Origin of the sequence: Aeoliella fuhlenseeensis (assembly GCF_052161615.1) — a bacterium.
Lineage (GTDB): Bacteria > Planctomycetota > Planctomycetia > Pirellulales > Lacipirellulaceae > Aeoliella.
In genome coordinates, this window is sequence record NZ_CP197417.1 from 5,672,261 (window position 1) to 5,686,392 (window position 14,132).

The 14,132-nt window shown below is 55.8% G+C and carries 8 protein-coding genes; 5 read left to right on the forward strand and 3 right to left on the reverse strand.

Translation table 11 applies throughout. The features are described 5' to 3' along the window. Positions 1 to 9: 9 nt before the first annotated feature. Positions 10 to 549 (reverse strand): sigma-70 family RNA polymerase sigma factor, encoded by a 540-nt coding sequence (locus SH292x_RS22380; RefSeq protein WP_442483244.1) that lies wholly within the window; start codon positions 547 to 549, stop codon positions 10 to 12. 529 nt (positions 550 to 1,078) lie between these two features. Here SH292x_RS22380 and SH292x_RS22385 point away from each other — a divergent pair. From SH292x_RS22385 to SH292x_RS22405, 5 genes are all read left to right on the forward strand, one after another. Next, positions 1,079 to 1,846 (forward strand): hypothetical protein, encoded by a 768-nt coding sequence (locus SH292x_RS22385; RefSeq protein WP_442483245.1) that lies wholly within the window; start codon positions 1,079 to 1,081, stop codon positions 1,844 to 1,846. A gap of 250 nt (positions 1,847 to 2,096) precedes the next feature. Continuing rightward, on the forward strand, positions 2,097 to 3,089 hold the full coding sequence (locus SH292x_RS22390) for a hypothetical protein (protein WP_442483246.1): 993 nt from the start codon (positions 2,097 to 2,099) through the stop codon (positions 3,087 to 3,089). A 342-nt stretch (positions 3,090 to 3,431) separates the two neighbouring features. Then, entirely contained in the window at positions 3,432 to 5,030 is a 1,599-nt protein-coding gene (locus SH292x_RS22395; protein ID WP_442483247.1) for a hypothetical protein, read from the forward strand. A 164-nt stretch (positions 5,031 to 5,194) separates the two neighbouring features. Then, positions 5,195 to 6,151 (forward strand): DUF1559 domain-containing protein, encoded by a 957-nt coding sequence (locus tag SH292x_RS22400; RefSeq protein ID WP_442483248.1) that lies wholly within the window; start codon positions 5,195 to 5,197, stop codon positions 6,149 to 6,151. A gap of 658 nt (positions 6,152 to 6,809) precedes the next feature. Continuing rightward, a complete protein-coding gene (locus SH292x_RS22405; protein ID WP_442483249.1) occupies positions 6,810 to 7,931 on the forward strand; it encodes a sialate O-acetylesterase in 1,122 nt (373 codons plus the stop codon). 435 nt (positions 7,932 to 8,366) lie between these two features. On the opposite strand, the gene SH292x_RS22410 is transcribed toward SH292x_RS22405, so the two are convergent. Both SH292x_RS22410 and SH292x_RS22415 read right to left on the reverse strand, forming a co-directional pair. Continuing rightward, a complete protein-coding gene (locus SH292x_RS22410) occupies positions 8,367 to 10,388 on the reverse strand; it encodes an alpha-L-fucosidase (RefSeq protein WP_442483250.1) in 2,022 nt (673 codons plus the stop codon). 57 nt (positions 10,389 to 10,445) lie between these two features. Further along, the gene (locus tag SH292x_RS22415) at positions 10,446 to 14,093 is read right to left on the reverse strand and encodes a carbohydrate-binding protein (protein ID WP_442483251.1); all 3,648 of its coding nucleotides are present in this window, start codon (positions 14,091 to 14,093) and stop codon (positions 10,446 to 10,448) included. Positions 14,094 to 14,132: the final 39 nt, after the last annotated feature.

Genomic DNA, 14,132 nt, shown 5'->3' on the forward strand with positions numbered 1-14,132 from the left:
AACTATCCATCAATGGTCCAATCGGCGATTCGAACGCTCAACGCAGTCACGGAGCGACAGTAGAGCCCGGTTCACGATCTTGTAGATCGTGCTCAACGGTCTACCGGATTTGATGGCGATCTGCTTCGTCGTGTGCATCCTGATATACCGATCCTCGATGACGCTTCTTTGAGGATGAGGCAGTTTACTTATGCAATCCTGGAGAGCAGCGTGGCAATCGTCCGCAAAGTAATCATTCTGATGCCACTCTGCTGCGAGCTTCTCGATGGCTTCCTCACCAAGCCACAATCGAGAGTTCGCGGCACGCCTGCGATACTTCAAAATCTCCAGAGTGACGAAACCTAGCGCCCAACGGATGAACTCGACGTTCAGGTCAAAGAAGCGATGCCTCTTCGACCAGAGAGCCATATTTGCCTCCTGAAGCAAATCGTCTGCATCCCCTTGTGATGGGGTCATACTAAGAATAAACGCCCTCAAGTTGGGCTGGCTCGTGGTAAGCATTGCCACAAAGCGATTGTCGTCCGTTTCTTTATCGCTTTTGTTGGCCATCTCGCACATATCTATTCGCTGCAACACCGCTGCGCTCGCTTGTGATCCACGAATTGCCTATTCCGATGCATACCGGTTCCCTGGTTGGTTACCGCAACTGCAGCCACATTTTGCCAATTAATCTTGAGAAAATACAGCATTGTGGAAGTCTAAGGACAGTTTTCGCCGGGATGCGGCAAACCGGTTCCTCCTGCCGCTTTCAAGGAACTTTCTGCATTTACCAACTTTTTCAAAGATCAATTGGCAAAAAGGAAGTGGTCCCGCGGTTACATCGTGTCGGGGGGGATATCCCATCCCGCATACCGTCCATTAATACTCGAAGTCGGTTCCATTAAAGGAGCACTGCTCGCTAGCCAGGTGGTTTCTCGGAGCTAGTGACAGCGTATTTCAGTACCGATGGAACTCCCTCCGGAGTACGTGTTCAGCTCATTGCTCCGCAAGGCGCAGTGGTGTCCTTGAATGCGTGCCTCCATGGCTGTGGTTGGCCATTCTCTGCTTTTCTGAGCTTATCATCGATGAAGGAGAACTAATGAAGAGTAACGTCGAGAATCGAACTGCAACGTGCGGTTCTGCCCCAGGCATCGTACTGAGCATGTTGTTGTTGTGTTGCAGCAACGCCGCGATCGGTGGCGTGTTTTCAACGCCGGTCAACTTTAGTCCAGCCAGCGCAACCGGCGCGGCAGTGCTTGAGAATGATTGGGGCCAGTACGTCGTTGCCGCGAATGTCGGTGGATTGCCTGGATCGGATTACGTCGTCGATGGAACGCTATTTAAGGCAGGCGCAACATCGCGGAGTGTTGACTCTGTCACGAACAACGGCGTAACCATCTCTTGGAACGCCCCGGTCGGGCTCACCGATGGCCTCGCCCTCACTGATTACGCAAGCGACCCCGATCTGGGCAAGCTGATCGCGGATGTGATTGGTTCCAATCAGGATGCAAATGCAATCCTTAAGCTTACCCTTTCCGGCCTAACCGAAGGACGGGAATACAGGGCTCAGTTGCTGATGCAGCAAGTCCGACAAGGAGCACGCAAGTTTGTCGGAATCACCGACGGATCCACGAGTTCCGGGGCGTTTGGTGCAGGCGTCGAAGGGTTGGCGTCCGTTGTCTATTCCTTTACGGCAGACAACAGTGGGCAAGTCGTGCTCACGCTAGATGCGCGTAACGGAGTCAACAATGGTAACCGAGCAGTGCTCAACGCGGTTTCGGTCTACACGGCAGTGCCCGAGCCGACCTCTGGGGTCCTGGCTGTGTTAGCCCTTGGTGGCTTCGGGATGTGGCGATTCAGGAGCTAAATTACCTACCGCTAGGCTAAGTAGCTGTATTCCGCTATCCGTCGTTGCAACTCGGATTGGACTCGGGAAGAGCTGGTTCTCCCGATTGCCGCTGTCCATGAAATAAATGTTGGTAGTCAGGCCGGCGGGGCTGAAACCGTCGGAACGCATGGCTAATTATCGTGTTAGTTGATTCGGAAAGATACTTATTATTTGCCTCTTGGCTTCAGCCTGCCTGACTCTAAGAGCCTATCACTCGGGAGGAATAGTAGTGGACTTGCAATTGTCGAACTCGTTACGACGAACCTTAGCGTCGTTGGGCGTGCTTATGGGAGCTGGGACGCTGTGTTTTTGTGCTACTGCTACGGGAGCATCGTTCCTGGTTTCGAACGTGCAGCCGGGATCGGTGACGGGCGCAACGCTCCTCCATAACAATTCAGGAAGCTATGTTCTGGCATCAAACCATGGAGACGCTAACGTAACCGACGTCACGGTAGATGGAACGCTGTTCTTAGCGGCAGGCGGCCTCTCGGGATCCGTCTCCGCCAATGGGGTAACATTGGCTTGGAACAATCCGGGTGGGGTCGCCGTCCAGCTACCGAGCCAAACCACAGCGTGGGCCGCTGGTGGCGACACCAATCTCGGTACTCTCATGGGGCAGGTGATCGGATCGGTCTCTTCCAGCAACAACCGGACTCCTGACGACATCCAGCTCACGCTATCGGGGCTGACGAGCGGCGTAGACTACTACGTGCAACTACTGATGCACCAAGAAAATCAGAACGCTCGAAAGTTCCGTGGGGTCACTGATGGAACCGTTAGCAGTGAATCCTTTGGCGCGGGTGTCGAGGGAGGAGCAAGTGTTCAATACTGGTTCACCGCGGACAACACAGGCCAGGTGAATCTGACGATCGATGGAAATGAACCGGTTGTGGGCAACCGCTCTCTACTGAATGCGTTTGCTCTATTCTCCGGAGTTCCGGTGCCTCCAGAAGGCGACGTGAATCTCGATGGTGTCGTGAACGACGCCGACTACGCGATTATTCGCGATAACCTGTTTGAAAGCGTGGCGTTAAGAGAAGACGGGGATTTGAACGACGATGGTATCGTCGATTTTGCGGACTTCCAAATCTGGAAAGAAGCACCTCAGAACTCAAGCACGCTCTTTTCGAACGTTGTGCCGGAGCCGTCGTCGTTGGTGACCCTATCGCTGCTGGCACTAACTGCGGGAGTCGTCTTACGGACCCGCTCACGTAAAGCCTAAACGTTGTCTTTTCGTCACGTGCAGGTTCTGACCAAGAGAGCCTCACTCTGGCGGAAGCGTTTGCCGACGCAACACGGATCCAATACACACTCTCTCAGGAGCCAAGGCAAAATGACGCCTTATATGCACCGTTTTCTGGTGCTAACCCTACTGCTTACAGGAATCACCGCTCAGCACTCTTCCGGTCAAACTCCCGTTTACTGGCAAAACGGAGGTGTCGCGAACTGGTGGACCGGAAATGCATTCGCGACCGACCCGAACTGGAACGGCGCCAACGGAATGTTCGTCCCCCAGGGGTCGTTCGGGGAGAATGCGGTCATATCGAATGGAGGGACTGCATTCGTGAATAGCATGCCTCCCGCGATTGGAGGTGTGATACTCGGCGGCGCGGCCAGCGAAAGTGGTACCCTCGAAATCCGTTCGGGTGGCAACCTCGTGGTCGATCCTTCGGGCGGAAGCGGAGTGACTGGCGATGTGAGAGTAGGAGTTACAGGGACTGGCGCGCTGTCCGTGCAATCAGGGGGCATGCTCTCCGTGACCCGCGATCTTACGATCGGCGGGGGCGTAAGTGGCTCACTCGCTTATGCGAACGGAGCAGATATCACCGTGGGCCGAAACCTCTCGATCGCTGCCAGTGGGACCTTCGCTCCTCAATTCAGTGCATCCACCCACACTCCCATCGTGGTAGATGGCACGGTGAGCTTGGGCGGCACCTTGGCGCCAGATTTCGGGTCGTACACTCCCTCTGCCGGAGATAACTGGGTTCTGTTTGACACCACAAACTTCAGCGGAGCCTTTGCAAGCGTCAACTCACCCACGGTTCCATCCGGCCTCAAGTACGTGCTTACCAGCCGAGCTGGCGGCACCAACGGAACCCTCGTCGAACTCCGATTGGAGCAATTGCTGAAACTAACGGTTGATCTTCAATCGGGTGAACTGAAGATCGTCAACGGCAATGGCGCCGCCGTGGAGATCGATGGGTACTCCATTCGCTCCGGCTCCGAAGTCTTTAACGCCAGCAATAGCGGTTGGCGCAGTTTCCAAGATAACCTCGTAGCCGGCTGGCAAGAATCAAACCCAAAGCCTACCCAGTTGAACGAAACGAACCCACACGGCAGTTCGTCGATCGGGATGAATACTTCCATTTCGCTGGGCGAGGCTTACATACCAGTTGTCCCCACCCAGATCGGTCAACTTCCGCTCGAAGATCTGGTGTTTGAGTACAAGCGACCTGATGGTCGGACCTTCGCGGGTGAAGTTGAGTTCGTCGGAAAACGCAACACAGTCGTGCTTACCGTGGATCCGGTGACGGGCGAGGCAGCCTTTCAAAACGAGTCGTCGTTCTCAGCCGCCATAGATGGGTACACCATCGCTTCCGCATCGGGCTCCCTGCGGACTGGAAACGGGCAGTGGAACAGTTTATCCGACCAAGGCACCGATGCAGGAAATTGGGAGGAGGCGAACAGTAGCGCTGGCCGGCTGACCGAATTGAACAAGGATAGCAGCTCGCTCCTGAACTCCGGTACTATTTTCAACCTTGGATCCCTGTTCGACATCAACGGCAATCAGGATCTGAGTTTTCAGTTTAAGCTCGCCGGCCAACTCACACCCATCGATGGCATCGTGGTCTACGGGGCGCTCCCCGTGGTCGAGAATCTCCCCGGCGATTTCAACGGAGACAACGTGGTCAATCTTGCTGACTATACCGTCTGGCGGGACAACCTTGGGGCGGTTGATGAGTCGGCCATCTCCTTCAATGGAAACGGAGGCGGAGTTACCGCCGAAGACTATCAAGTGTGGAAATCTAACTTCGGTCAATCCGCCTCTGCCGCGGCGCTATCAGCGCAAACGCAAGCGGTGCCAGAACCAGCAGCGTGGTGGGCCGGCAGCATCGCAATGCTGGCCCTACTGAGAACGGTCAGGCATCGCGGTCGATCGTGATCAAGCCGTAGGCTTACGGATACATCGCACAGAGAAACTGGCGTAGGGCAGACGCCGCTGTTCTTAACGCCGCCACGGGATGCACATTGTCATCCTGTGGCGGGCGTTAGGACGCTTGAGCCGAATGGACTCTTTGGAATTGGAATCACACGGAGCATTTCTAGATGTCAGCAACGTCGAATATTTGCAGACAGCAGCACGCAGCTCGATTTGGCTTTACCCTTGTAGAGCTCTTGGTCGTTATTGCCATCATCGGGGTGTTGGTAGCTTTGTTGCTGCCTGCCGTGCAAGCAGCTAGAGAAGCTGCTCGCCGAATGCAATGTTCCAACAACCTGAAGCAGATCCAGCTGGCAATCTTGAGCTACGAAGATACCAACAAGAGCCTGCCATTGGGTAACACGTACCCCGAAGTGTGCGACCCTAGTGCCCCGCTAAAGAGCCGGGTCGGCGCATTGGTTCAGATTCTACCATTCGCTGAGTTGGGACAGTTGCACGACAACTTGCACATCGACGACAGCCCAGCCCTTTGGGTCGGACCCAACGGTTGGCAGCGGGTCGTGAGCCGCGAAGCAGTGGTTCAGTCACGTCCCCAAATGGTTGTTTGCCCCTCCTCGACGGCGGTGCCGTTTCATCCGGACCCCGACCAGCCACTCGGCGGCTACCTGCAGGCCGCAACGGGCAACTATGCGGGCATGATGGGAATGCTCGGCCCCGCTAATAATTTCACCACGGCGAAATGTGAGAACACCGGCCCCTTTATGTATGCAGGACCGGTAAAACTTCGACAGGTAACCGATGGGCTAAGCAACTCGATCTTCTTCGGCGAGGTGCAAGCCCCCGACACCCGGCAGTCCTCCAACATATGGACCTTCGCGGCCAGGTTCACTGACGGTCTGCGAAGCACCGAGAATCCACTCAATACGCCTCCTGGCGAGGGAACTATCGTCACCTCGGGCTTCACCCAAGGTGCGAACGGCGCCTTTGGAAGCGAGCATCCGACCGGTGCAAACTTCTCGCTAGGGGATGGCAGTGTGCAGTTTATAACGGACGAGGTTGATCAACTTACCTACCACGCGTACGGCACGCTCGCCAGCGAAGAGCTCGAGATCCTATCAAAGTGACTGGTGTGATTCTCGACACTTACTCTGGATCAAGTATTTCATTGATAGGCTATGACTACGAAAATCGCTCAATGGTGGTGTATCCTTTTTCTTGGCAGCGTCGTACTTGCCGGGTGCAGTGGGGAGCAGTTTGAAAGAGTACCTGTCTCTGGGCGGGTTCTCATTGATGGCAAGCCTTTGAAGTTTGGGTACGTGCGATTTTTTCCCGAAGGTGCCAGAGCATCAGGTGGGCGATTGGACGAAGAGGGCCGGTTCGTGCTCACGAGCAAACAAAAGGGAGACGGCGTGATTCTTGGAACACACTCGGTGGCCATCTCAGCCGGTGAGTCGATCAGTGATACGCAGGTCAAGTGGCACGCTCCGAAGAAGTACAACAGCCCCAAGGCTTCAGGACTTGTGTTCACAATCAACGAACCTACCGATTCCCTGGAGATTCTCCTTAGTTGGGACGGAGGCAAGCCTTTCGTAGAAACTCGAAACGGTGCGCGATAGGCCTACCGCATGCCAAGACTAGTCGAAAGTCCTACAGTGGACCCGCGCTACCGGAGATAGATCGACCAATATGATGCCGCTACGCTTCAGATGCCCCGTTCACATTCACTTCTACAAGTCACGCATGGGCGTTATCCGCTCGAGCTGTTGGTTAATAGCTGTCGCGATGCTGTTTCCTTTCTGCCGGGTGGAGGCGGTCACGGTGAACGTGTTTCTCGTCGGCGGCCAGTCCAACGCGGACGGGCGTGGCGATCCCCGGCAGCTACCTGTCGAACTGCAAAACGCTCAGACCGACGTCGCATTCAGCTGGACTGCTTCGGACGGCCATTCCACTGCCATCTACGATTCTGGGTACGGATGGCTGGTGCCTGGGAAGTCGCGATTCGTCGTAGATAGCTCCTCGGGCACCAGAGGCTTTGGCCCCGAGGTGTCCTTCGGGCAGTCGATGAGCGAGTTCTACGCCGCCCGCGGTGAGAAAGTGGCGATTATCAAGTACGGCAACAGCGGTACCAATCTTTATAACGAATGGCGTCCAAACGGTAATGCTTCCACCATTGGCGACGGAGAGATCTATAAGGCATTCCAAAACCGTGTCCTCGTTGGTTTGAGAAGCATCAACGGTGGTCTTCCTGATGGTGGTGCGGTGACGGAAGTGAAGCTGGCGGGAATGATCTGGATGCAGGGCGAGAGCGACACCGGCGCCCAGTCTGTCAACTACGAAACGAACTTGACGACCTTCATCACCGATGTCCGTAGCACTTTCGATGACGACCTCCCCTTTGTGATTGGTCAGATAGCCGACAGTCTTCCTGCCAATCAGGATGGTCTCGCCGCAGTCCGCGCCGCACAAGCGTCGGTTGCGGCCGTGGTGCCGAGGACCGCGATGATCGTGACGGACGACTACGGTTTACTCCCAGATGTCGTCCACTACGATACAGCGGGGCAGTTGCAAATGGGCTACGATTTTGCGACCGCCATGCAGTCACTAATCGGACAACAGTCATCGCCAGGCGACTTCAACGGTGATGGCGTGGTGAATATCGCCGATTTCACTGTGTGGCGGGACAATCTCGGCGCACCTGACGAGTCAGGTATTGCTTACAATGGCGACGGCGTCGATGGTGTGACCACCGCCGACTACCAGCTATGGAAGACTCACCTTGGCCAAGGCTCGCCTCCAGCGCTCCCATCGTCCGGTACCCACTCCGTCCCCGAGCCACCCATGTGGTTGGCAGGGGTGCTAGCGGCCTACGGACTCATGCGGCTCCATGTGCAAGGTAACCAATAGGTTCAATAAAGCACTGTTTTGGGCGTTGGGTTGGCACTGCAATGACGTCTCGGAGGTGTCTAGGCAGCGATGGCCAAGCCTCCATCAAGCGTGCAAGTCGAACGTCAACAACGGCCATCTCAAGATATCTGGTGTGTCAAAATTTCCTGACAGTCTCCTAACAAGCGTTCGACTGTAGTTGCAACTCCTTGAGCGGTAAGTAGGTTGCAATTGACAGCCCCCTCGTTCGATTCTTGCCGCCACCACTCGACGCCGCCCCTATCACAGGCGGCGTTTATGTGTGCCTGTTGGTGTCATGAAATGTCATCGCGTGAGGGCGTATGGCAGGAGTACCCGACTCGTCTCACGAAACCCTCGTCTCGACAACGGGTTAGGTTTGCGTTCACCACAAGATTGTTCGAGGGGGCTCGGCCACCTCGACGGGACGGGAGCTGCCTATCGTGCGTGATCAGAGTCTTCTACAAGCAATTTCCGAATCGATTTAGCGGCTTGTTCACCAAGCAGCTTGTAGGCATCCGACTTCCAGTGGAAGCTGTCCCCTCGCGCTAGGTCCAGTCTACTTTCGAGCAATCCATAGAAGTCGTTGACGGGCACGTTAAGTTCTTCCATCACCTCGGCGGCCATTCGATTATGTCCGACGATCACTCGGTTGATCTCCGGGTCCAGTTCCTCTGGTTTGCCCTTGATGGTAACGGGGGTACTACTCGCCCAGATAAGCTTGGCGCGGGGCTGCTTGCCCTTGATCACTTCGACGTAGGCACGCGTCAATGGCTTGAAGGTGCCAGGTTTAATCCGACCGTCCTGCCAACCGTGCAGGCCGACATTAAAATGAACGACATCGTAGGTTTCCTGATCTAGGATCTCGCCGAGGAGCTTGTTGAGCTGCTCGGATTGGTAGTGCGGGTTCAACCAAGCATCGACGATGGCTTCTCCCTCTAGATCATTGACCACATGCTCGCGGTAGCCGTTGAGGATGGAGTCGCCGATTAACAAGACTCGGGGCAGTTTCGGGTCAGCGTTCTCAGTGTGCTTGTACCCCCAAGGCGAGCCATCGGAATGCAGTCGTTTGTCACTCTCTCTGGGCGGTACCTGCGGGGTGTCGAGCTTACTCGCTTGGAGGCGAATGACAGTTACTAGCGGGCCTTGTTCGACGTCGGACAAATCGAGCACCAGTGCTTTGCTCCCCAGTCGCATGGGAATCTGCTGATGCCCATTCAAGGCAACGGCAGTGGAATAGTGCGCCGAAAGGTCCTGCAACTCCAGCGTGCCTTCGGCAGGCCAGTCAAAGACATGCAGGTACAGTGCGCCTAGTTCTGGCTTCTCTGTGATGCGACCCCATGCGGGCTTCTTCAATTCGCTGGCGGAAGTTCCGTAGATGGCTTCGCCATTCACTTGAAGCCATTCCCCGATCTCCCTCAGTGACGTAACACTTTCCGCGGGAACGGTACCATCGGCCATGGGGCCGATGTTCAGCAGGAAGTTTCCCCCTTTCGAAGCGGTGTCTACCAATGTCTTTACGAGTGTGTCCGCGGATTTCCAGTCGTGATCGAACTTGCTGTAACCCCAAGTGGTATTTAAGGTCATGCACGTCTCCCAATCCACTCCAGGAAGTCCGGCATCGGGAACGTGCTGCTCAGTCGTGGTGAAGTCGCCGTACTTGGGGTCCATCGGTGAAACCGCAGTGGCGTGCTTCGTTCCCGAGTGTCCCGCTTCTGGTCGTCGGAACAAGCGGTTGTTCATAACGATGGACGGTTGGTGCTGCTTCACCAAGTCGATCAATTTGAATGCATCCCATGCCTTCTCGCCCTCAAAGTCTTCGACGCTGTAGTCCCACCACAGAATGTCGATCGGGCCATAGTGGGTCACCAGTTCTTCCGTTTGTCGATGAAGGAAGGCGATGTACTCGTCGTGGTTCCTCGTTCCATTCGGATAAGGTTGACCTCGCAAGGGATGCGGAATGCTCTCGGAGTCGGCATAGGCAAACTGATCGTGGTGCCAGTCGATGACCGAGTGGTAGAATCCCACCTTCAAGCCTTCCGCTCGACATGCGTCGACAATCTCGCGAACTAGATCGCGTTGCAGTTCCGAACCGGCATCGAAGTCGGTCGCCTTGGAATCGTGCAGAGCGAACCCATCATGATGCTTGGTGGCGAACACCAAATACTTGCAACCTGCTTGTTTGGCTAGCTGAGCCCACTGAGTGGCGAAGCCAGGCTTCGGCTTGAATAGCGGCAGGGCCCGATCGGCGTAGGTAGCGGTGTCGGCCTTGACGCGTTGCTGGATCCACTCCATGTTTCCCTTCGTCCCAACAGGCTTACCGTCCCATTCCCCTGCGAGGCCCGAGTACAAACCCCAATGGACGAACATGCCGAACCTCGCGTCTCGCCACCATTCCATGCGTTCATCGCGGACATCGGTTTGCGCCTCAACAGCAAAGGCATCTTGTCTGTCGAACATCCCAAGTAGTAGAAGGACGCCGAGTAGAGTTGTTACAAATCTCATCGCAACTGCCACTTAAGAGAGTCTTGGTTGAATGCCGCCGCGCCGGAAAGTCTGAAGAAAGGGTTGATGCCATTCTTCAAAGGCGATGTCTCTCGCCTGGTCAAGCTGAGTACGTCCAGTGGCGTGGTGTTCGCTGATGCCGAAAAGTGTTGCAAGGTCAGCGGAAATCGCTACCTCGGGCATAGTTCGAAATAGCACGAGTTCCGCCGATCTAAGTTCGAAGGCCGAAGCTCGATCCACATCTGCAGTCGGCCAACTGTGGCTGCTACGAATGCTATTTTGGCCGATAGAGCCCACACTCGCAACTCGATCTATCCCCTCGCTATGGAATCCAGGCCTCACGCGCGCGCCATCTGGTGTGATCGCATCGGTCGTGATCGGGGCAGCAGTTAGCGCGTCGGCGACCGGAGTCTTAGCGGTTGAAGCGACGACGGGAACGCTCTTGCCAAACTGCCGCTTCCAAATCAGGTAGTCGGAGGCGTTGATTCGCCCGTCACCATTTCCATCCGCGGTGGCGAACGACGCGACGTCGGCCCCCAACTGATCTCGCCACACGGTATAGTCGGCTAAGTTGACCACGCCGTCGCTATTGAAGTCCCCGGGTAAGGGCGGCGCGCCGGTGTCTCCGAGTAACACTAGGCCCTGCGTGACCGACTGAGTATCGGAAAGGTAGTAGTCGAAGGTTAAGCTCTCGATAAGGGCCGGATCGGCGACCCTCCCCAAGTAGATGGTTTGCCCCGGCGCAAGCGTGGTGTGGCTATCGGTGGTCAGTTCGGCAATCAGGCTAGCGTTGGGCGTCGTTTCCCTCCATATGCCGGCGTCGTACTGTTGCTTCTGCAAGCTGAGCCACTCCGCGGGCAGGAGTGAACCGTTCGTGTCCGTGATGCTGTAGGCATCAAATGAGATGAGGCTGGACGTATTGTTTCGGAGTACCGTTTGCCCTGTCGCCGGATCCACAATCAATTGAAGGACGGTTGCTTGGCTTGGCAAATAGACTTCCCCATTGAGGGCCACAAAGTCGACATAGCCGTTGAAACTGCCGTTTCCTTTCTCAAGGTAGAGAGTTGCCGTGGTAGAATGGGGACCAGTGACGAAAGTAAACCTGTCGGAGGTGCCCTTCCAGTAGGCAGAGCCAATGTCGACTGAAGCCTCGCTGCCCAACGAATCATAATTGCTCACCCCAAGGGTAACGCGCTCACTAGTGTTCGTATCCAGCAGACGCAGGCGGTCAAACTTGCCATTCACACCTCCGGAGCCGAGGAATACAACATATAGATCATGAATACCGGTGACGGCGGCAACATCGGCGTGAGTCATCGACCACCCTTCGGTGCCACTGGGTACGATGAGAGTGCCTAGCAGTTGTCCGGAGGTCGGGTTGCCGAGCCGCAGTGCAATACTCAAGCTGCTATTCTGTGATTTGCCTATCTCTATCCGGTCGTAGAGTGAACTCCCCGCGCCGAAATCGACAGCGTCGAGGCGGATCCATTCACCGCTGTCCACGCCGGAAATGTACGACTCATTGCGGTGACTTCCAGAGCTAAAGGAGCCAGAGGACATGCCGTAGTTCTCTAGCTGCAAGTCACGAGCCAGCCTTGCCTGCGCCGAGACTTCGTAGAGGGTGTTGGGCGCCAGTCCCGAGATGGTCTGCTCGATACGACCCCCCGCTGAGAGCTCAAGGGCGTTATTGCCGAATAACGCCAACCCCTGACTTCCATAGTTCCAAGCGTTTCCAGGAAAAGTACTGAGCGTACCGGCGGTGACGCTCCAGTGCGTGAGTCCGACTTCGAAGCCGGGGTTAAGCACCCGATTGGAGTAAGGCACCGCCACCCACTCGTACTCCGGCGCTGGCGGATTAGCGAAGTTGTGACCGAATTCCCACATCGATTCGCCAAATTCCAGAGCTCCGGCATCCGGCGCGGCACCGACGAATCCGTCCGTAATGCCTGCGATCTCGCGACCGATGTCAATGGCGTTTGAAGTGCCCACCAGCCGAAAGTCTCTGGCACCGGCGTTGACGAAGTTCGACGTGGAGATATTGAAGAAGTTGTTGCTGGCGACAGCAGGGTCGCCAGCCCCGGTAAGCTCAGAATCAAGATTCGCAAAGATGTTGTTGTAGAACCGCGAGCCGGCCGCGATGTCTGGCGAGTTGGGATTGCGAAAAGCAGTGACACCAAGCGAATCGCCATAGTGGGTGTTGTTAAACCACAAAACAAAGCTATTGGAAAGATTCGCCAGTCCGCCGCGAGTGACGTTGTAGGTAATGTTATGATGGACGGCCACGTCCGACGACAAGTTGTCGAAGTAAATGCCCCAGGCTTCGGGGTTAGAATTGTCGTGTATCACGTTGTGACGCACGATCATATTCCCCAACGAGTTGTTGCCGAAGTACAACGCCCCCCCATCATCGGAGATCCTGCCCACTTCAGAGATATCGTTGTACTGGATTACGGTCTGAAGCCCGCCTCCACCCCCCAGCGCGGCACGGCCGACCTCCGTGATCGTATTATGGCTAATGAGCGTTCGCGTAGCAGCAGTATTCAACTGGACCGCTGCGAAGTTGGAGTTGTTGTAGCCAATGTGGTGGAAGTAGTTGTTAATAATCTGATTGTCAGCGCCGGACACGTTCAGAGTGGGCGTCCACACTCGCTCGAACTCATTGTCGCGGAAGATGTTGTTGTCGCCGTCTACCTCTAACGCCCGGGCTCCCCCGCTCCCCTCAGGTCCAAAGCCGCGGTCAGGAGCGACGACATGCGCGCCCTGCAGGAGCACGTGGTCGGATCCTTGCATGGCAAGGTCGCCGCTACGGAAGTCGATCCCCTTGATCTGGATGTAGTCGTGGCCGTTGAGGTCGAAGCCTTCGTCGCGAACCTTGGCTTCGACGGAGTATCCATCCGGGTCTCCTCCTTCGGGCGCGTAGAGGTATAGCGCGTCAGCCTCGGCGTCGTAGTACCATTCGCCGGGCGCATCGAGTGCGTTTAGACTATCGTAGATCAGATACCACGTGCCGGGATCGGGATTGTAGAAGAACGGCGAAGCCACCGTGATGGTTCCCGTCGAACCGTCAAAGCTGGCAATGCGCTTGGTCTCAAGCTGCCAGTTGGCAGTTTGGACGTGCACGAAGGCACCGTCCCAGTAATCGTTTGGCAGGCCGATAAGGGAGTTGTCCCGAATCGTCGTTAAGGAATCACCCTCCGTCTTTGCCCATTCGTCCTTATTGAGTTCATTGACGTTTCCACCTTGGTCCGACCAGTGGGCCTCGCTCATCAGTTCGCCATCGACAAACAGGGTCAGCCAGTTACGATCCTTTCCCGCATTGCCAAACGTTGTCTTGTAGACATTGCCCGCGTGAAGTGTCCACCCGGATAGAAGCTCGGTGGTTGTAACAAGCACTTCTTCGCCGTTGTACGCTTCGAAAGTGATCGGCGCTTCGGCGGTGCCTGATCTCAGTAGTTCTACTTGCTCGCGGTACACGCCTTCGCGGATAGAAACGGTGTCGCCCGGTTGCGCGAAGGTGACGGCACGCTGGATTGTAGCAAATGGCGAGACAAGCGAACCGGTCGTCTGCAAATCGCTGCCACCGATGCCATCGACATAAAACGTTGATAGAAGATATCGGGCTTCCAGCAGTTCGACACACAAGCGGCTTCGTCCTGCCATGTACTCATCACTCTCGTTTGAATTGACGCTTCTTACTAT